The organism is Brevibacterium sp. 1718, from assembly GCF_051131255.1.
GTDB classification, from domain to species: domain Bacteria; phylum Actinomycetota; class Actinomycetes; order Actinomycetales; family Brevibacteriaceae; genus Brevibacterium; species Brevibacterium sediminis.
Genome location: NZ_CP186550.1, coordinates 3,985,327 through 4,004,247, shown reverse-complemented (window position 1 = coordinate 4,004,247; position 18,921 = coordinate 3,985,327). Strand labels below are relative to the sequence as shown.

General features: G+C 66.9%; 15 protein-coding genes. 7 read left to right on the top strand and 8 right to left on the bottom strand.

The genetic code is table 11. The features are described 5' to 3' along the window. The first annotated feature begins 177 nt into the window (after positions 1 to 177). Positions 178 to 795 carry a DUF1990 family protein gene (locus tag ACOZ9V_RS17965; protein ID WP_181271565.1) on the top strand — a complete coding sequence of 206 codons (618 nt, stop codon included), beginning with the start codon at positions 178 to 180 and terminating at the stop codon, positions 793 to 795. 4 nt (positions 796 to 799) lie between these two features. Here the strand turns inward: ACOZ9V_RS17965 and ACOZ9V_RS17960 are convergent, their stop codons facing one another. From ACOZ9V_RS17960 to ACOZ9V_RS17945, 4 genes are all read right to left on the bottom strand, one after another. Beyond that, positions 800 to 1,699 (bottom strand): M15 family metallopeptidase, encoded by a 900-nt coding sequence (locus ACOZ9V_RS17960; protein WP_229664085.1) that lies wholly within the window; start codon positions 1,697 to 1,699, stop codon positions 800 to 802. A gap of 400 nt (positions 1,700 to 2,099) precedes the next feature. After that, positions 2,100 to 3,386, bottom strand: coding sequence for a sensor histidine kinase (locus ACOZ9V_RS17955; RefSeq protein WP_139467474.1), 1,287 nt, complete (start codon positions 3,384 to 3,386; stop codon positions 2,100 to 2,102). Between the two features lie 4 nt (positions 3,387 to 3,390). Further along, positions 3,391 to 4,356: a response regulator transcription factor gene (locus ACOZ9V_RS17950; RefSeq protein WP_139909354.1), complete on the bottom strand. Its 966-nt coding sequence runs from the start codon at positions 4,354 to 4,356 to the stop codon at positions 3,391 to 3,393. Then, the gene (locus ACOZ9V_RS17945) at positions 4,356 to 4,901 is read right to left on the bottom strand and encodes a hypothetical protein (protein WP_139467854.1); all 546 of its coding nucleotides are present in this window, start codon (positions 4,899 to 4,901) and stop codon (positions 4,356 to 4,358) included. The genes ACOZ9V_RS17950 and ACOZ9V_RS17945 overlap by 1 nt, the downstream gene beginning before the upstream one ends. A gap of 484 nt (positions 4,902 to 5,385) precedes the next feature. Between ACOZ9V_RS17945 and ACOZ9V_RS17940 the strand changes: the two genes are divergently transcribed. Continuing rightward, the gene (locus tag ACOZ9V_RS17940) at positions 5,386 to 5,667 is read left to right on the top strand and encodes a hypothetical protein (RefSeq protein ID WP_139467472.1); all 282 of its coding nucleotides are present in this window, start codon (positions 5,386 to 5,388) and stop codon (positions 5,665 to 5,667) included. A gap of 281 nt (positions 5,668 to 5,948) precedes the next feature. Here ACOZ9V_RS17940 and ACOZ9V_RS17935 read toward each other — a convergent pair whose 3' ends face one another. The 3 genes from ACOZ9V_RS17935 to ACOZ9V_RS17925 form a co-directional block, all read right to left on the bottom strand. Next, complete coding sequence (locus ACOZ9V_RS17935) at positions 5,949 to 8,285, bottom strand: heavy metal translocating P-type ATPase (RefSeq protein ID WP_181271562.1); 2,337 nt, start codon at positions 8,283 to 8,285, stop codon at positions 5,949 to 5,951. Then, complete coding sequence (locus ACOZ9V_RS17930; RefSeq protein WP_139909352.1) at positions 8,285 to 8,497, bottom strand: heavy-metal-associated domain-containing protein; 213 nt, start codon at positions 8,495 to 8,497, stop codon at positions 8,285 to 8,287. Before ACOZ9V_RS17930 ends, ACOZ9V_RS17935 begins: the two co-directional genes overlap by 1 nt. An 86-nt stretch (positions 8,498 to 8,583) precedes the next feature. Next, positions 8,584 to 8,877 carry a metal-sensitive transcriptional regulator gene (locus ACOZ9V_RS17925; RefSeq protein ID WP_062862662.1) on the bottom strand — a complete coding sequence of 98 codons (294 nt, stop codon included), beginning with the start codon at positions 8,875 to 8,877 and terminating at the stop codon, positions 8,584 to 8,586. Positions 8,878 to 8,990: 113 nt separating this feature from the next. On the opposite strand from ACOZ9V_RS17925, the gene ACOZ9V_RS17920 reads away from it, so the two are divergent. From ACOZ9V_RS17920 to ACOZ9V_RS17905, 4 genes are all read left to right on the top strand, one after another. Beyond that, a complete protein-coding gene (locus ACOZ9V_RS17920) occupies positions 8,991 to 10,895 on the top strand; it encodes an MOSC domain-containing protein (RefSeq protein ID WP_434592314.1) in 1,905 nt (634 codons plus the stop codon). A 181-nt stretch (positions 10,896 to 11,076) separates the two neighbouring features. After that, on the top strand, positions 11,077 to 12,987 hold the full coding sequence (locus ACOZ9V_RS17915) for a sensor histidine kinase (RefSeq protein ID WP_420096644.1): 1,911 nt from the start codon (positions 11,077 to 11,079) through the stop codon (positions 12,985 to 12,987). Positions 12,988 to 13,099: 112 nt separating this feature from the next. Continuing rightward, positions 13,100 to 13,834 carry a response regulator gene (locus tag ACOZ9V_RS17910; protein ID WP_139467467.1) on the top strand — a complete coding sequence of 245 codons (735 nt, stop codon included), beginning with the start codon at positions 13,100 to 13,102 and terminating at the stop codon, positions 13,832 to 13,834. 224 nt (positions 13,835 to 14,058) lie between these two features. Then, a complete protein-coding gene (locus ACOZ9V_RS17905) occupies positions 14,059 to 15,993 on the top strand; it encodes a penicillin-binding transpeptidase domain-containing protein (RefSeq protein WP_434592311.1) in 1,935 nt (644 codons plus the stop codon). An 11-nt stretch (positions 15,994 to 16,004) separates the two neighbouring features. On the opposite strand, the gene ACOZ9V_RS17900 is transcribed toward ACOZ9V_RS17905, so the two are convergent. Continuing rightward, positions 16,005 to 17,606: a succinic semialdehyde dehydrogenase gene (locus tag ACOZ9V_RS17900; protein ID WP_181271555.1), complete on the bottom strand. Its 1,602-nt coding sequence runs from the start codon at positions 17,604 to 17,606 to the stop codon at positions 16,005 to 16,007. A gap of 49 nt (positions 17,607 to 17,655) precedes the next feature. On the opposite strand from ACOZ9V_RS17900, the gene ACOZ9V_RS17895 reads away from it, so the two are divergent. Beyond that, a complete protein-coding gene (locus ACOZ9V_RS17895; protein WP_434592308.1) occupies positions 17,656 to 18,918 on the top strand; it encodes an amino acid deaminase/aldolase in 1,263 nt (420 codons plus the stop codon). Positions 18,919 to 18,921 lie beyond the last annotated feature (3 nt).

The following is an 18,921-nucleotide window of genomic DNA, read 5'->3' as shown; positions in this document are numbered from 1 at the left end:
GATCCTGGCTCAGATGCTGAGCGGACATTCGATTGAGGTCCGCTGTTCTTGGCATCATACGTGGCCGTCCGGTCGACGCCGCACAGCCGTCCGGACTGTGAGTCCCACGGTCCGGGTCCGTTAGGCTGACGGTCCGAGTCCGTTCGGTTGACGGTTCAAGTCCGTTAGGTTGGAGGCATGGCCGAACAATCACAGGAGCGCCCGGAGACGCTGACGCATCCCCTCTCGCCGAGGTGGCTGGAACGTCCCGACGGCTACCGTCACTTCGAATCCGCGTACTTCGTCGGCCACGGGACAGACACGTTCGAGCGCTGCGCCGAGGAGCTACTGCACTGGGAGGTCAAGATCCGCAGCGGCTTCGACATCGAGGTGGACGTCGGCGACGTCCTCGTCGGAAGTGCGGACACGGTCAGTCGAGCGGCTGGAGCGGAGTCGACGGCCGATGTCGACGCTCGCGCGGACGGAGTGAGACCTGGTAGGCCGCCTCGTGTGGAGCCGGGGCAGGAGCCGACGATCGGCGTGCGCCTCGGGCCCTTCCGCCTGCCTGAGCCCTCACGAGTCATCGACGTCTTCGAAGCGGAGGACCGATGCGGCTTCACCTATGGCACGAAGCCGGGACATCCGATCACCGGAGAGGAGTCATTCATCCTCATCCGCACCGCCGATGACCGGGTCTTCCTCGTCCTGCGATCGGTCTCGCGGGCGGGGCTGGGCATCTGGAGACTCGGCGAACCGTTCGTCCGGCTCGCTCAGATCATCTACCGCCGGCGCTACGGACGAGCCTTGCGCCGCTGATCGATCACTTGCCGGGAATCGAGTCGCGGGCGGGAGTGTATTCCCAGTGCCACGGCTCGTACATGCTTGCCTTGGCCCAGTCGGGGTTCTCCCAGCCGTATTCGTCTCCGTGCTCGACGAGCCAGTTCCAGGCTCCGGTCTTGTTGGCGACTCCGCCGCCGAGGTCGAGTGCGATTCCCCAACCATGCAGTGAGGTGCCCGGCTTGGCGGCCAGCCCCGGCTTCCGGCCGGCGACCGAGAGCTGTCCGGCCATGTCGCGGTAGGAGTCCGTGATCTCGAGCTCCTTGCCGGTGTCCTTCTTGTACGCGGCATTCATCTTCGCGAAGGAGACAGCGGCGTCGGCGCGGAGTCGGTGGTCTTCCTTGCCGAGGTCGCACAGCCACTCGTCGGGCAGTTCGCCGTTGCCGGCGGACTGGTCGAAGTTCTGCTTCGCATCGCAGCCGGGCAGGGCGCTCTTCTCAACAGCGCGGGACGCGGCTTCGACCTTCTTCTGCTTGGCGCTCGGCACGCCGATCTCCATCGATGACTTTCCCTTGACTTCCGGGACGTCGGCGTTGACTTTCTCAGCATTGATGGCGGCGGGCTCACCGGCAGCGGTCGGGTCGGTCTTGACCTCGGCACCTCCGCTGAGGTTGTTGACCAGCATGGTCACCGCAGTGGCGGCACCCGCCACGGAAACGGCTGCCAGAGTCGAGACGGTCCGCACTTTCTTCTTGCGCACGGACTTGAGCAGCGCACCATCGGACCCGCGGCTCTCGGCGGCTCCCGCGCTGACCCGACGGGCAGACGAGCCAGACGAAGACGAGCCAGACGGTGAGCCGAAGGTCGTGGGGACCGCGGCTGCTTCACGCGCCATTGCGGCACGACGCGGAGACGCCTGAGCGGCCCGCGCCTCGTCGGCCATTGCTGCGCGCCTGGGCGACAGGGACTCGGCAGAAGAGTCAGTGGATGCAGGCGCGGTCGGTGCCCCGGTGCTGCGCGACGAGGTGCGTGCGCGTGAGAACGGGGACGATGAGCGACGCCTGTGCAGATCCCGTCGACGCACCGTTGGTTCTGTGGTCGATGATGACTCTGACATAACTCTCCGTGTGACTGTGACTCGTCGAAGACCGCCGAGGTTTCGACGACTTCAATACAACATCACAAAAGTGTAACGGGAATATATAGAACCTGTCATATTTTGGTGACGAGTCGCACTCGCGGTCGGTCAGCCGTTGTCCAGGCTGGGTCCAGCGAAACCTCGGAATCCGGGCAACAGACCAGGTCAGCGCCCTGAATGGAGTTGAGGGGCCGCCTCGGCGAAATCATTCGGATCGGCTCTCGATGTACTCCCGGAGCGCGCGATCCTGGGCCTCCTCGTCAGGGAAGATCACCTCGGTTCGCGCGCCTCCCGTTACGGGGTCGTTACTGAAGATCAGCGTGATGCCGAGCAGCCGAGCCTGCCCCTGAGCGATGACGAGACCGAGGCCCATTCCGCCGCCGCCGGCGGAGACGAAACGGGTCGGGCCGGTGTTGACGATGTCCGGTGGATAGCCGGAGCCGGAGTCGGTGACGACGATGCTGCGCGTGCTCGTCTCCAGGCGGATGGGATCTCCACCGTGTTTGATCGCATTGACGAGCAGGTTCGAGACGATGCGCTCGAAACGGCGGACATCGGTGACCAGCGTCGAATTCAGCGCCGCCAGATGGGTGTCGATCTGATGACCGGCGAGGGCACCCGAGGCTTCCATCGTGCCCAGCAGGGACCGGATCGCCTGATCGACGTCGACGCGGGTGAACTCCGGGTTGGCGCGGCCGGCGTCGAGGCGGGAGACCTCGAGGAGATCTTCGACGAGGACCTGCATGCGCACGACCCGGTCCTTGACGAGTTCGGCCGGGCGGGAATCCTCTTCGAGTAGGTTGGCGGCGTTGACCAGACCGGTCAGCGGGGTGCGCATCTCGTGCGCAAGGTCGGCGGTGAAGCGCTGCTCGGAGTCGATGCGTTCGGTCAGTCGGGCTACCGCGGTATCGACGGCAGTGGCGAAGGCCCACACCTCCTGATCGGATTCGTCGATGACATCGGCGATGCGCGTCGTCGTGTCCCCGGCGGCGATCTTCCTGGCAGCCTGAGCGCCGAGGGTGAGCCTGCGGGAGATGCGGCCGGCGACGATCGATCCCACACCGCCGACAACGAGGGCGGAGCCGATCATGCCCACCAGCAGTGCTTGGTCGATGCGGCCGATGAGCTCTTGGCTGTCCTTCGTCGAGGCGCGCACGGAGATCACCTGGGTGTGCGAACCGACCTCGATCGGGGCGGCGGCCCACACGATCTCCTCACCGTCGACCTCGGACCGGATCGTCACACTCTGGCCCTTGAGCGCGGACTTGCGCGCTTCCTTGGGCAGCTCCGGATCGTCGATGCGGGCATTGAGGGTGAGCACTCCGGTTTCGGAGAAGATGGCCGTCGCATTCGTCAGCTGCTCCGTCACGGTCGAACGCATCCGGTCGTCCTCGGCTCGTGCGGCGGATTGGCGCAACACGATCGAGCACGACAGCACGGCGATGATCACCGAGGCGACGATGAGCAGAGAGATCTTCCAGCGCAGCGACATGCGATCAGCCTGCGAAGCGGTAACCGAATCCGCGAACGGTTTCGATCATGTTCGCCCCGATCTTCTTCCGCAGGCGCTGGATGTGAACGTCGACGACGCGGGAGTCACCGGCCCATTCGTATCCCCACACCGTGAACGCGATCTTCTCCCGGGAGTACACATGTTCGGGCTGCTCGGTCAGCAGCAGGAGGACGCGCAGCTCGGTCGGGGTGAGGTGGACTTCCTCTCCGTCGACCTCGACGGTCAGCCGGCCGGTGTCGAGGACGAGGGATCCCAGTCGTGTGCGGAACGGACCCAGCCCGCCGTCGGAGCCGGACGGTTCCTGGGCCACAGTGGGCGTGCCGCTCGGGCGGGGTGGAACCCCGGTGCCGCCGATCGCCTCTTCGTCGTCATCCGTCTCGGGGGCGGTGGTGAATTTCCCACCGGCACCGAGGTAGGTGTCATCGGATTCGAGCTGCGCTCGCAGCCGATCCCGGGTGTCCATTCCGGGGCTGGCGCCGAGGACCTCGGGGATGCCGTCGCCGGTGACCATGCCGCCGGGACCGATGACGGTTTCGTGATGCTCATCCGCCTCGGGGGCGGGGGAATAGCCGAACCGGTCGGTGCCGGTGGTGATGAATCGACGAACGACCGCGCGGATGCGGGCGTTGAGCACCTGCATGTCGAAGGGTTTGGTGAGGTAGTCGTCGGCTCCGGCCTCGAGCGCCTGGACGATGTCGATGGCATCGGAACGGGCGGAGATGATGATGATCGGGATCGTCGAACGCTCGCGCACGGCACGGCAGATGGACGCGCCGTTCATCGTCGGCAGCATGAGATCCAGAAGCAGGACGTCGGCGCCGTTGGCGGAGACGAACTCGTAGCCCTCGCGGCCGTCGGCAAAGGCCGAGACCGTGTAATCGAAGCGTTCGAGTCCGATCTGCGTCGTTTCGCGGATGACCTCGTCATCCTCGACCAGAACTATGTGCATTACGTTTCTCCATTAAGCCGCGTGAAGCGTTGACCTGGTTCAAACCTACCGTCGTGCAGGCGGAACACCTGCACCGACCAGCCGGAGGGGCAGCATGCTTTGTCCCCGTCAGCGAACATGGCCTCCTGCACCACCAGTGTCCCATTTCTGCCGGGACTGACCTTGAGCTGATTGCCCGTGGCGATGAGCTCGAGGCGGGGCTCGCCCTTCTGTTCGCTGATGACAGCGCCGGCGATGATCTCATTCCGCTGTTTGGGGTTGGCCACCGTGACCAGCTGGAACTTCTGTTTGCCGCTGAGGAACGGCGACGCGAACTTCAGGCAGTCCTTGCAGTCGGCGACGACCTTGGCGGTCTCCGTGGCGCTGCCGGTGACGGCGATTCCCGAGGACGATTCGATGGCCTTGCGGACCTCGTCGAGCGAGAACGGTTCGTTCGCCTGGCCGGCTGCCTCGGTGTTGGGGGCGAAGAGAGAGGGGGAGGGGTTGCCCTCGGGGGAGACCTTGAGGCCGCGATCGGGGCCGCAGGCTGTGACAGTGAGAGTCATGATTGCCGCGAGGAGGAGTGCGGTGAAGGTGCGGAGTGTGCGACGGGGGGATGCCGAGTGGGGAATATCGAGGGGGCCGGGGCCGACGGCTGCGACGGCTGCGACGCCTGCGGCGGTGGTCGTCGGTGCAGTGGTGTCCGCGCATGATTCACAGCCAGGCGGGGCCTGGCTGGAGTGAAATGAGCGCAGCTCCTCCCCGGAGGCGCGTCTGACAGTGAGGGGCACATCCTCATTTTTGCCTGTTCCGAGCCTGTAGTCCACCTGATCATCGGCGCAGAGGGCTCAGCGCCGTCGTCGGATCCACCTGCCGTCGTGTCGTCCGGTGGTCTCAAGGCGTCTTGTGGCCGCCTCGGTGCTTGGGATGGACGGTCGGCGGGGCCCACCTCGGTGCCGGTGGAATCGAAGTTCCAGTTGGGGTCGACCGAGATTTGATCTCGCCCACAGGATGGGACTGCTCTCAGGTCGGACCGGTAGAATGAGCGGCATGGCGCCCACGAACACCCCGAAGAAGAAGTCCACAGGCGGCAAGCCCACCAGCACGGTGTCCTACAAGGACGCGATCAAAGTCGGCGCCGTCTGCGGAATCGTCACTCTCGTCCTCGCGATCATCGTCACTCGAGCTTGGCAGGACGGCCGCGCCTTCGGCTACGCGTTCATCTACGCCGGAGCCGCATTTGTGCTGGTGTCGGGCTTCACGAGCTACCTCAACTGGGTGATGCGCAAGGATACGCAGAACCAGAACCAGTCCTACCCGGTCATGCGGTAAGACGCCCCAGTCCTGCGCTGAGACTCGCCGGCCCTCCGCTGAGACGTTCACTGCGGCGCCGGCATCGACTTCCCTCTCGCGGCACCACCTCGCGTGACTGTCACTTCCTACAGCTGCTGAGGCATCAGACACCGAAAGCGCCATAACGCCCTGCTCCTGCAGGGTGTTATGGCGCTTTCAGTGGGGGATGCTCGCAGTCCGGGAAGAGGCAGCTTGTCGGTTACCGCTGTGCGGCCGACGTGTGCCCGCCGCAGCTCCGTCGCCGGAGGGCCCCGCCGCGCTTACCTGAAGCGCAGCAGGCGGAGGCTGTTGAGGATGACGAACACCGACGAGAACGCCATCGCTGCACCGGCGATCATCGGGTCGAGCAGACCGAACGCCGCGATCGGGATCGCTGCCGTGTTGTAGGCGAAGGCCCAGAACAGGTTGCCCTTGATGAGCCCCAAGGTTCGGCGCGAGAGGCGGATCGCCTGCGGGATCTGCTGTGGATCGGACTTGACCATGGTGACATCCGAAGCCGCCATCGCCGCATCCGTGCCCGACCCCATCGCGATGCCGAGATCGGCACCGGCCAGTGCGGCGGCGTCGTTGACCCCGTCGCCCACCATGGCCACGGCCCGGCCCTGCCCCTGCAGTTCGCTGACCACGGAGACCTTGCCTTCCGGGCGGACATCCGCGCGGACCTCGGTGATCCCGAGAGCCTCGGCGACCACCTCGGCGGCTTGAGCATTGTCCCCGGTCAGGAGCACGGTGCTCAGTCCCAGCGAATGCAGTTCGTCGATCGCCGCCTTGGCCGTCGGTTTGGCTTCATCGGAGACGAAGCTCAACCCGCGGAACTGACCGTCGATCGCCAGTGCGACGATCGTGGCCCCACGCGGAATCGAATCGGTCGGGTAGTCGACCGCGATTCCGCGTTCCCGGAGCAGATCAGGGCGACCGGCGAGCACCTCGGCGCCGTCGATCGTGGCCCGCAGTCCGCCGCCGGCGATGTTCTCGAACTCCGTGACCGATGACCCGGTCGCGGTTTCGACCGACCTCGCCGAGGCGGCCCTGGCCGAATCCTCGGCCGATCCCATTGAATCCGGCTCAGTCGAGGCAGCCCCGGTCGAGACAGACTCGGTCGCGGCGGCTCCCGCTGAACCCGTCCCGACGATCTCGGGCGCGGCGTCGACGATGGCGCGGGCGATCGGATGTTCGCTGCGCGATTCCAATCGGGCCAGGACATCGAAGTCCGCGGGCGAGAGCTCGGTTCCGGTCAGGCGCATCACGCCGGTGGTCAGGGTGCCGGTCTTGTCGAGGACGACCGTATCGATCGACCGCGTCGACTCCAGCGCCTCGGGCCCGGAGACGAGGATGCCCAGTTGGGATCCGCGTCCAGACGAGACCGCGAGAGCCGTCGGCGTGGCCAGACCCAGGGCACAGGGGCAGGCGATGATGAGCACGGTGAGCGCCGCATGCAGCCCCGCCGCCCACTCACCGGTGACGAAGCCCCAGATGAGCAGGGTGAGGATGGCGATGCCGAAGACGATCGGCACGAACACCGACGAGATCCGATCGGCCAGCCGCTGCACGGCAGGTTTGCCGTTCTGCGCACGAGAGACGAGATCGGCCATGGCCGCCAGCGTCGTGTCCGCACCCACTCGGGTGGCACGGACCTCGAGCGCACCGGAGGTGTTGATCGTGGCGCCGGTGACGGAATCTCCGGGGCCGACCTCGACCGGCACGGATTCGCCGGTGAGCATCGCCTCGTCGATGGCCGAATGACCGGTCAGCACCTCGCCGTCGGTGGCGATCTTCTCGCCGGGGCGGACGAGGAAGACATCGTCGACGGTCAGCTCATCGATCGGCACCTGCACTTCGACACGGCCGCCATTCGCAGCAGCCCCGCCCGAAGCGGCCCCACTGTCCGCGGCGGCACCCTCCCGCAGCACGGTCGCGGACTTCGCGCCGAGGTCGAGCAGCGCCTTGAGCGCTGCCGTCGCCCGGCTCTTCGCCCGGTCCTCGGTGAGCTTGCCGATGAGCAGGAACACCGTGATCGCCGCGGCCGCCTCGAACCACACGTGGTACTCGGCGGGAATCGCCCAGCCGTGACCGTCGGCGACGGCCCGGCCCAGCGTGAAGTACGAGTACAGGCTCGCGACGGTGATGCCGACGCTGACCAGGGTGTCCATGGTCGTCGATCCACCGCGGGCAGCCTTGTACGCCGCCGAGTGGAACGGCCACGCGCCCCAGGTGACGACCGGCAGGGCGAGGATCGCGACGATCCACTGCCACCCGGTGAAGTGCCAGCTCATGACCATCGAGATCGCGACGATCGGCACGGCCAGGATGAGGGCGCCTGCGAAGCGCGGCCGCAGGTGGCGGGGATCGTAGTCGACGATCTCCGGACCGGCACCGCCCGCGCCGGGGCTGCGCACCGTGGCACCGTAGCCGGCCTTCTCGACGGCGTCGGTGATGTCGTCGTCGCTGAGTTCGGAGTCGATGACCACATGCGCGGTCTCCAGGGGCAGGTTGACCTCCGCCGTGACCCCGTCGAGGCGGGTGAGCTTCTTCTCGATCCGCGCCGAGCACGACGCGCAGGTCATGCCCGTGATGTCGAGCTCGAGCTCGCGAGGCATCACTTCACCTCGTAGCCGGCCTCATCGACGGCGGCACGGATCGCCGCATCGTCGAGTGCGTCCGACGAGGTGATCGTGACCGGGGAATCGCCCCCGGCGTTGAGGTCGACCGCGACGTCCGAGACGCCCGCAAGTGCGCCGAGCTCTTCCTTGACCGCGGCTTCGCAGTGTCCGCAGGTCATTCCCGAAACGGTGATGGTGGTGGTCGTCATTGTGCTCTCCAATCAGCTGTGAGTGCTTCCCGATGTCAGAGCCTCAGGCGTCGTCGCACCCCAGTCGGGCGGACGCGGCCCTCCGCTCAGCTCTTGATGAGTCGGGAGATGGCGGCTGATGCCTCCTCGACCTTCTTCCGCGCTTCTTCGTCGTCGCCCGATGAGGCGGCGTCGACCACGCAGTGAGCTATGTGCTCTTCGAGGAGGTTGATCGAGACCGCGTGCAGCGCGGCTGTCGCGGCGGAGACCTGGGTGAGGATGTCGATGCAGTACTTGTCCTCATCGATCATCTTCCCGATTCCGCGGACCTGACCTTCGATCCGCTTCATCCTCCGTGCGAGAGCGTCCTTCTGCGGGGTGTATCCATGTTGCTCAGTCATAATCACACCGTATACCCCTATGGGGTATAAATCAAGGTCGATCCTCGCCGAGGCGGCTGTGCGTTTGCTCTCACCCTGACCCTGACGTGTTCTCCGGCTCCTACAATCGAATCATGCGTGCTGCCAGACTGTTCCGGTTCCCGGTCAAGGGATTCCCCGCCGAGGAGCTCACCGAGGCCCGAGTGGTCAAGGACCGCGGAATCCGCGGCGACCGGATCGCGGCGTTCACTAATGGCAGCCTCGACGTCCCCGCCGACGCCTGGCACTCGTACTCCGCCTTCACCGTGCTCAAGAACGACACCGACCTGCAGAAATGGCAGGTCGCAACGACCCTCCCCGAGGCGGTCGGCGCCGAATCCGCGCCCGGACCTGATCCGGATGGCCGGAGCGCCCCCGCCGAGGCGGTCGACGATATTTCCGCGACCGTGACCCTCACGGCCCCGACGGGGGAGTCGACGACTTTCTCCACTGATGACGAAGAGGGCAGGGCCGCCTCGGCGATGTTCCTCTCCGAGCGGATACCCCCTCAGGGTACATTCCCGCGCGGCCTGGCCGTCGCCGATCAGGGGATGTTCGACTCGCAGCGCTCGGGAATCTCGCTCATCAACCCGGCCACGGTCGCCGCGATCGCCGATACCGACGAGGGCCGCGCGGCCCTCGGGTTGAGCGCGGAAGCTGCCGGTCGTACGGCGGTCGACCCGGCGGACACGGACGACCCGGCCACTCCCGCAGCCGAGCTCGACCCGCTGCGGTTCCGCGGCAACATCCTCGTCGACGGACTCGCCCCGTTCGAGGAGTTCGCGCTCATCGGTTCGATCATCCGCCTCGGCGGCGTGCGCCTGGCGATCCGTTCGACGATCGAACGCTGCCCGGCGACGACCGTCAACCCGACGACCACCGAGGTCGACGTCAACGTCCCACGTCTGCTCAACTCCGCCTGCGGGCATCTGCACTGCGGAATCTACGGGCAGACCCTCGAGACCGGCGATGTCGCGGCCGGCGACGAGATCACGGTCGAAGGCCCGGCCCCGCGGGAACTGGTCAAGGTCGCACGAACTCCGCGGTTCATGACCGTCGTCGGCCGCCGGCAGATCTGCAACGACATCGTCGAGGTGGCCCTGCGCGACGACCTCGGCTGGATCCGCGAATTCGACGAACCGGGCACGAACCTGCGCGTCCATCTCGACCTCGGCGCACCGTTCTGGCGAACCTATACGATCACCGACGTCGACGGCGACATCGTCCGCATCGCCGTGCGCACCCAAGGCAAGGGCTCCCGCGCCGTGGCGTCGCTGGACGAGGGGCAGCGGATCCTCACCTCCGGCCCGCACGGAACCATGACCGCCTCCCGCGTCTTCGGCGGCACAACGGCCCTGATCACCGCGGGAATCGGCATCACCCCGAGCCTCGGACTGCTGCGCAGCGATGGGCTGGCCGACCTGCCCGCCACCGACCGGATCCGCCTCGTCCACGTCGACCGCGACCACCGCACCGCCTGCCTGTGGAACCGGCTGCAGGACCGTGCCCACTCGGGTGCCGTGCCCGTCGAGACCCACCACCGCGACACCGCGACGGCCGGTCGACCCGGCCACCGGGAGCTCGTGGATTGGGTGGCCGGCTGTGACAACGTCATGGTCTGCGGACCCCGCGACTTCACGGCGGCCGTACTCGCCGCCGCTGACGAGGCCGGCGTTCCCGCCGTCCACCAGGAGGCCTTCGCCTCTCCGAACACGGGGATGAGCGAGGCTATCGCCGCATGCTCGCCCGCCGAGGTGACACTGGAGGAATCGGGCACGAGCTTCGTCTGGCAGCCGCAGGAAGGCACCCTGCTCGAATCCTTGGAAGCGCGCGGATTCCGCTCGCCGAGCTCCTGCCGAGGCGGATCCTGCGGAACCTGTTCGGTGTCCCTGGCCGCCGGGTCCGTGCTCTATCCGATCGAGCCCGCCGCCCGCGTCGAGAGCGACGAGGTGCTCGTGTGCTCCGCGGTCCCCGCCGGACCCATCAGTCTGGCCCTCTGAACCCGGCAGGCCGACCGGCCGGAATGGCGCGGCTGACTGACCAGCCTGGCGCTCTGAACCCGGCAGGCCGACCACAGCTGACTGACCAGGCGGACTGACCCAGCCGGCCCTCTGAACCCGCCGAATGACCTCCCGGCCCGATCAGGCAGACGGCGGCTGGGCGGGTGGCACAATGGATTCCATGCCGAAGAAGAAGCGCACCGTGCTGTCGAAGGGGCCCGCCGGACCGGTGGGTCGCCTGAGTCGGTGGGTCCGCCTCTCCGCGGCCGGGCGGATCATGTTCGCGAACTCGATCATGCTCGTGGGCATCATGGTGCTCACGACGAGTCTGCTCTACCTTCAGCTCTCCCAACTCAACACGAAGCGCGAACAGGACCTGCTGCGGTCGGCCGCGGACAACATCTCGATGTCACTGGGCCTCGTCGGAACCGGTGACGTCGGCCAGGACGACTACCTCGATTCCGAATCCCGCGACGACGTTCAGACGCTGCTGGACAACGTCATCAGCCAATACGGCTTCGACATCGCCGCGGTCGTGCCCATCGACTTCCTCCTCACGCCGCCGACCCTGGGCTCACCCGGACGCCAGCAGGCGCTGGAAGCGAAGACCGCCTCGGCGGATTCCGGGAAGATCCCCGAGGACTCCATCGACCAGCTGGCCCAGGCCGTCGACGGACAGGCCCTGCAGAATGGCAGGTCGACCGTGCGTTTCATCAACGACGGCGGCCCGGCCGACGGCACCATGTACGTCGTCACCCCCGTCTACGCCGAGCACGTCGGCGTCGACGGACTGAGATCGGACACCGTGGTCGGCGCCGTCATCGTCGGCAGCTCCGCAGATTCGGTCCGCGAAGGCTTCCTGGCGCAGGGCAAATGGCTCATCGGCATCGCCGTCCTCACCCTCGTCCTCGGCATCGGTTCGTCCTGGGTGACATCGCGGGGACTGCGCAGGGTCACCGGTGACTACGGTGCCGACGAGCTGCGCAGCATGCTCGACTTCTACTCCTCCGTGCTCACGGCCGTCTCCGAAGGACTGCTGCTCGTCGACCGAGCCCGCGGGATCGTGCTCATCAACACCGAGGCCCGGGAACTGCTGGGCATGCCGCCCGCCGGCGACGATGCGGACTCGGGCCCCACCTCGGCGGAGGAGATGCCGCTGCGCGAACTCGACCTGCCCGAGGCGCTGCACGATCTGCTCGCTTCCGGACGCTGGGCTCGTGACGAGATCCACTACACCGACGACCGTGTCCTCGTCGTCAATCAGCAGCCCACCGAGGCGGCCAGCGACACGTGGGTCGTTACCATGCGCGATCACACGGAGCTGGCCGAGCTCTCCGGCGAACTCGTCTCCGTGCGCTCCTTCTCCGATTCCCTGCGCGCGCAGACCCATGAATACGCGAACCGGCTGCACATGGTCGTGTCCCTGCTCGAGACCGGGCACGTCGACGAGGCCATCGACTTCGCGGCCAAGGACATCGACGATCTCAACCGGGTCAACGGTGACGGGTCGATGACCTTCGACCATCCTGTCCTCTCGGCGCTGCTGCTGTCGAAGATCGCCCAAGCCGCCGAGGCGGGCATCGAGATGACGGTGGACACCGCGGACCTCACGGGCAACCTCGGCGGGGACGATCGCGACCTCGCAACGATCCTCGGCAACCTCGTCGACAATGCCTTCGACGCCCTGAGCCGGCAGGACGTACTGCCCGAGGACAAGAGAGTCCATGTCGAACTCTCCGGCTCCGGCGGTCCCGGCGGATTCACGATCGAGGTCAGCGATGACGGCCCGGGAATCGACGAGGAATACCTCGACGCGATCTTCGAGCGCGGCTGGTCGACGAAGCACGATGGCGTCGAGACCGACCAGGGACAGGGTCGCCAGCAGACGGGCACCCGCGGGGTCGGGCTGTCCCTGGTCGTGCAGGCGATCCGCCGCCTCGGGGGAGCCGTCGACGTGCAGGGCCACGGGGAGGACTGCGACCGATTCAAGGGCGCAGTGCTCACGGTGTGGCTGCCCGACCCGGGGAATGCGGGTCAGACCGCGGCAGGCCGGTCGGGTTCCGGACAGTCCGGCGACGGGCAGGTCGGATAGGGGCGGGTGATCGCCGGTGGTGCCGGCACCTCCCAGGTGGACCGGAACCGGATGTGACGGGACTGCAACACGATCCGGGACGCTGTCAAACGGGTGAAGATAGACTGGCGGCATGTCGGACACAACTGCGCCTGAATCGAGCATCGGTGTGCTCGTCGTCGAGGATGAGGTGGTCGCCGCCCGTGCTCACGCGAAGTACATCGACCGCATCGACGGCTATCACGTCGCCGGAGTGGCGAAGAATGCCACTCAAGCGATGGCTGCTCTCACAGGTCAGATCTACGGCCTCGATCCCTCCGGCGTCCATCTCGTCCTCCTCGATATGAACCTGCCCGACGGGCACGGGCTGCAGGTCTGCCGCGCTATCCGCGGCCAACGAGTCGACGTCGACATCATCGCGGTCACCGCTGCCCGGGACATGCAGATCGTGCAGGAGGCTCTGTCCTACGGCGTCGCCCAGTACATCATCAAGCCCTTCACCTTCCCCGTCTTCAAATCCAAACTCGAGGCGTATTCGTCCTTCCGCAACCGCCTCGGCGGGGATTCGAACGACGGCGAGGTCACCCAGACCGAGGTCGACAAAGCGATCTCGGCTCTGCGCACGCACACCGTGGCGGCGACCGCGAAGGGAGTGCCCGATGCGGTCCAAGCCGAGGTGAAGAGCCTGCTCGATGAGAATCCCGGCCAGTCCGCAGCAGAGCTGGCCGAAGGGCTCGGGGTCTCCCGAGTCACCGCTCGCCGCTACCTCGAATCCATGGCCGACGCCGGCATGCTCGAACGCCGTCCCCGATACGGTTCGGCCGGTCGTCCCGTCCTCGAATACACCGTCGTCCCCGACGCAGGCTGACCGCGCATTACTTGCGCGAGCAGCCGACCGTGACCGACGCCGCGGGCTGATCGCTCTGTCACCGCGCCCGTGACCGACGCCGCAAGCATTGTTGGGTCGATCCACGGCGTTCTGAACGCCGAAACCGCCGTGGATCGCCCCAACAATCGGTCGTGGGGCCGACGTTGCGCCGGTCTCGCCGCAGGGCAATGGACATCGGGCGAACCCCGGTAGAGGATGGTTCCATGTCGAAGAAGTCCCGGGTCTGGCTGGCCGTCGCCCTCGTCCTCGTGCTGCTCGCCGGAGCCGGAGTCTTCGCTCTCTTCCGGCTGCCGATGACGAAGTCCTCCGCCGCCGAGGCGGCCGCCCACGACCTCGCCGAAGAGCAGCTGAGCTCGGACATCTGGCATGAGAAGGACCTCGCCCAGGGCCTGTTCGACCGCGTCACGAAGGCATTGGGCACGAGAGTCGACCTGCGGTCGGTCACCGTCGACGACATCACCGAGGCCGACGGTCGGACCGTGGCCACACTCGATTGGACGTGGGCGAACAACGACGGAGAGTCCTGGGAATACAGTTCACAGCTGCCCCTGGAGAAGAACGGGCTCTTCTGGTGGGCAGATCTCACGGAGAAGGCCATCCACCCGAAGCTCGGCAAGGGCGGTCGCTTCGAACTGCGCGCGAACCAGGGAAGGAGGGGGAACATCCTCGGCGCCGATGATGAAGTGCTCATGGAGGAGGGGAAGGTCGTCGACATCGGCGTCCACCCGAATCGACTCGAACCCGACACCATCGGCCGACTCGTCAGCGGACTCAACGACGGTGTCGACTCCCTCGACCTCGACGCCGATGATCTCGAGAAGTCCGTCGATGACACCGAAGGCAACCAGCTCGTCCCCGTCGTGACGCTGCGCGAAGACGACTACAAGTCGGTCAAGGACGCCATCCACGATCTGCCGGGAGTGCTGTTCACCGAGGATACCCAGACCCTGACCCGGTCCCGCGGGTTCGCCCAGGCCACCCTCGGTTCCGTGGGGCAGGCCAGCGCCGACGACATCGAGAAATCCCAGGCCACGATCATCCCCGGCGAGATCATCGGCCGCACGGGTCTGCAGAAGACATTCAACAATCGGCTGAGCGGACCCGGCGGCGTCGAAGTCTTCGCGAAAGGCGATGCGAGCGATGACACGGGCGGAACGACGAAGCTGACGAGTCTCCATGCCTTCACAGCCGAAGACGGCGAGGATCTCGAGACCACCCTCGATGTGCGGATCCAAGAAGCCGCGGACAAGGCGGCTGCGACCGGCGGGAAACCGACAGCTCTCGTCGCCATCCGACCGAGCGACGGTCACGTCCTCGCCGTGGCCAACCACGCCCCGGAAGGAGCGGCCTGGGACCGAGCGCTGAGCGGCCAGTACGCTCCCGGCTCGGTGTTCAAGATCGCTTCGGGCCTCGCGCTCCTCGAATCCGGAGTGAAGCCGGACGACACGATCGACTGCCCGCAGACAGCGACGGTCGGTGGCAAGAGGTTCAAGAACGCCGAAGATGAAGTGCTCGGCGACGTCAGCTTCGCCAGCGACTTCGCACACTCGTGCAACACCGCTTTCGTCTCCTCCGGGGACGAAGTCACAGGGGACGACCTGATCGCAGCAGCCGAGCAGCTGGGCATGACGGCTGCGACATTGGGCATCGGGGCGAAGACCGCCTCGGTGCCGGCCGACGACGAGGTCACGCATGCTGCGCAGATGATCGGTCAGGGCAAGGTGCAGGCGAGCCCGCTGTCCGTGGCGACGATGGCCGCCTCGGTGCAGGCCGGGGAGACCGTGGACCCGCAGCTCGTGCTCGGTGATGCCCTCGACGATGTCGGCGTCGACGAGTCGGGTGCGGAAGGGGCTGACGATCCTCCGGCCCTTGATGGCCAAGCGGCGAAGGAGATCTCGAAGATGATGCGAGCGGTCGTCACCGAGGGCACCGCCACCGATCTCAAGGACGTTCCCGGCGATCCCGTCCACGGCAAAACCGGAACAGCCGAATACGGCAATGACTCCCCGCCGCGCACCCATTCGTGGTTCGCCGGATTCCAGGGCGACCTGGCCGTGGCCGTGCTCGTCGAAGACGGCGGATTCGGCGCCGAGGCGGCCGTGCCGGTGGTGCACGAATTCTTCGACAACGTCAACTGAGTTTCGCCGGCCTACTTCATGCGCAGGGACCGCATGGCCTGCAGCGCCCCGGTCATGGCCTTCGCGAACTTCGCCTGGTCGAGGGGGCCGGCCGGTGCGATCGGGTGGAGGCGCTGCTGCGCGATCGTGTGCGAGTGCATGAACTGAAAGAGGCCCTCAGGGCCGTGCCGGTGGCCCATTCCCGAGGCCTTGACTCCGCCGGCTGGTGCGTCGATGGATCCCCAGCTGGCCGGGTAGACCTCGTTGATGTTGACCATTCCGGCCTCGACCTGCCGCGCGATCTCAAGCCCGTGGGAGCGTGAGTACACCGATGCCGAGAGTCCGTAGTCGCTGTCATTGGCCGCAGCGATCGCCGCGGCATCCGACGGCACCGAATAGACGGAGACGACGGGACCGAAGGTCTCCTCGCGATGCAGCTCCGCCTCAGGAGGAACATCCGTGAGCACGGTCGGGGCGTAGAAGTAGGGGCCGAGATCGGGCACCGGGTGTCCACCGGCGAGAACCGTGGCACCGGCGCTGCGCGCCTGCTCGACATGGTTGGTGATCGTCTCGAGCTGCTTCGGTCCCGCCAAGGTGCCCATGTCCGGGCCGTACTCGAACGCGGCGCTGAGACGGTAGGCACGGGCCGCCTCGGCGAAATGGGCGCAGAAGGTCTCATAGAGGTCCTCGTGGACGTAGATGCGCTCGATGGAGATGCACAGCTGCCCGGCCGACGAGAACGATCCGCGCACGGCACCCTCGACGGCCTTCTCCAGATCCGCATCGGCGGCCACGATCAGGGGATTCTTGCCTCCGAGCTCGAGCGCGGCGGGGAGCAGACGCTGCCCCGCCTCGGCGGCGATCGACCGCCCAGCAGCCGTCGACCCGGTGAACGAGATTCCGTCGGCGCCGGCCATGAGCGCGGGTCCGACCTCGGCGGAGGGCCCGGGCACGAGCTGCCAGACCTCGGCGGGCAGGCCGGCGGCGATCGCCAGCCTGCGCATGAACACCGAGGTCAGCGTCGTCGTCGAATCGGGTTTGTGGACGACGGCATTGCCGGCGGTCAGGGCGGCGAACAGGTCGGTCGCCCCCAGGGTCAGCGGGTAGTTCCATGGTGTGATGAAGCCGATCACGCCCAGTGGGGTGCGGGTGACCTCGGTGCGGGTGAGCACGGGGATGGCTCCGCGCCGACGTTCGGGGCGCAGATAGCGGGCGGCCATCACCCCGTAGTGGCGGAGCACATTGAAGGTATCGAGGATCTCGTCATAGGCGTGGATGCGGGCCTTGCCGGTCTCGTACTGGATGATGTCGAGGAGCAGATCCTCATTCCGGACCAGTGCGGAATGCAGTCGGGTGAGCACCTTCGCTCGGTGCTCGACCGACTGAGCGGCCCATGCCTCGCCGGCAATGCGCGCGGTGGCGTAGGCAGCCTCGATATCGTCGGGAGTGTTCCGGGCGAACCTGTCGACCTCCTGGCCGGTGAACGGCTCGACTCCGCGCATCACCTCGCCCGAGCCGGAGGCGTCAGCGTACGGATCGGTGTCGAGGAAGTCCCGCAGCGCCGCGGTGACATGCGCGGAAGGGGTCCGGGCAGCGTCTGCTTCGGAGGTGCGTGCGGTGGTCTCTGTACTCATCGGCTTCCTCTTTCTGTGACGTAGGTCATCGCAGGCTAGACTACCGAATATGGTTTCGAGTGATCTGCGGAGGGCGCTGAAGGGGACCGGCGCACCCACCGCCGTCCTCGATCTCGACGCCTTCGACGCGAACCTCGACGCCCTTGCCGAGCGGGCTCGCGGACTGCCGATCCGCCTGGCCACGAAGTCCCTGCGCGTGCCCGCCGCCATCGACCGGGCGCTCGCCCATCCCGCATTTTCCGGGGTGCTCGCCTATTCCGTCCCCGAGGCGCTGTTCCTCCACGCCCGCGGCATCCGCGATATCGTCATCGGCTATCCCAGCCTCGACCGAGCTTCCCTGAGTCGGATGTTCGCCGAGTCGGGAGCGTGCACGAACATCACCCTGATGATCGATTCCGTGGACCACCTCGACATCATCGACGACGTCCGAGAGAACCTCGCCGAGGCGGGGCGGAAGTCCTCCTCGGACGGGACCGGTCCGGCAGGGGAGGGGAAGAACCTCACCGAGGCGGGAGCCGCCTCGGTGCGGGTGTGCATCGACGTCGACTCCTCCTATCGACCGGCCGAATCCTGGTTGGGCGACCGCGTCCATATCGGGGCCAGGCGCTCGCCGATCCGTGACGGGCGAGCGGCCATCGCGCTTGCCCGGCAGGTCGCGGCGCGGCCCGGTTTCGACCTCGTCGGGATGATGTTCTACGAGGGGCAGATCGCCGGCACCGCCGATGCCGGACGCTCGGTGCGGCAGACGATCGTGCGCGCTATGCAGAAGGCCTCGATCACCGAACTCGCCGAACGGCGAGCAGCCGTCATCGCCGCAGTCCGCGAGGTTGCCGACCTCGAATTCGTCAACGGCGGGGGGACCGGCTCGTTCGAATCCAGCTCCGTCGAGGGCACTCTGACCGAACTCGCCGCCGGATCCGGTCTCTTCTCCCCAGGCCTCTTCGACGGCTATACGCACTTCCGGCATCGGCCGGCCGCATACTTCGTCACACCCGTCGTGCGCCGCCCTGCGCCCGGCTGGGTGACGGTCTTCAAAGGCGGATTCATCGCGTCGGGGGTCCCTGGTTCCGACCGGCTGCCGACCATCGCCTGGCCGCCGGGCCTCGAGTACTCCGGTCTCGAGGGTCCCGGCGAGGTGCAGACTCCGCTGACCGGGCCCGGCACGGAATCGCTGCGCATCGGGGATCTCGTGTGGTTCAGGCATGCGAAAGCAGGCGAACTGGCCGAACATTTCAACGAATTCCTCGTCGTCTCGGGATCGACGATCATCGACACCTGGTCGACTTACAGAGGAGAGGGACTGGTGCTGTGAGCA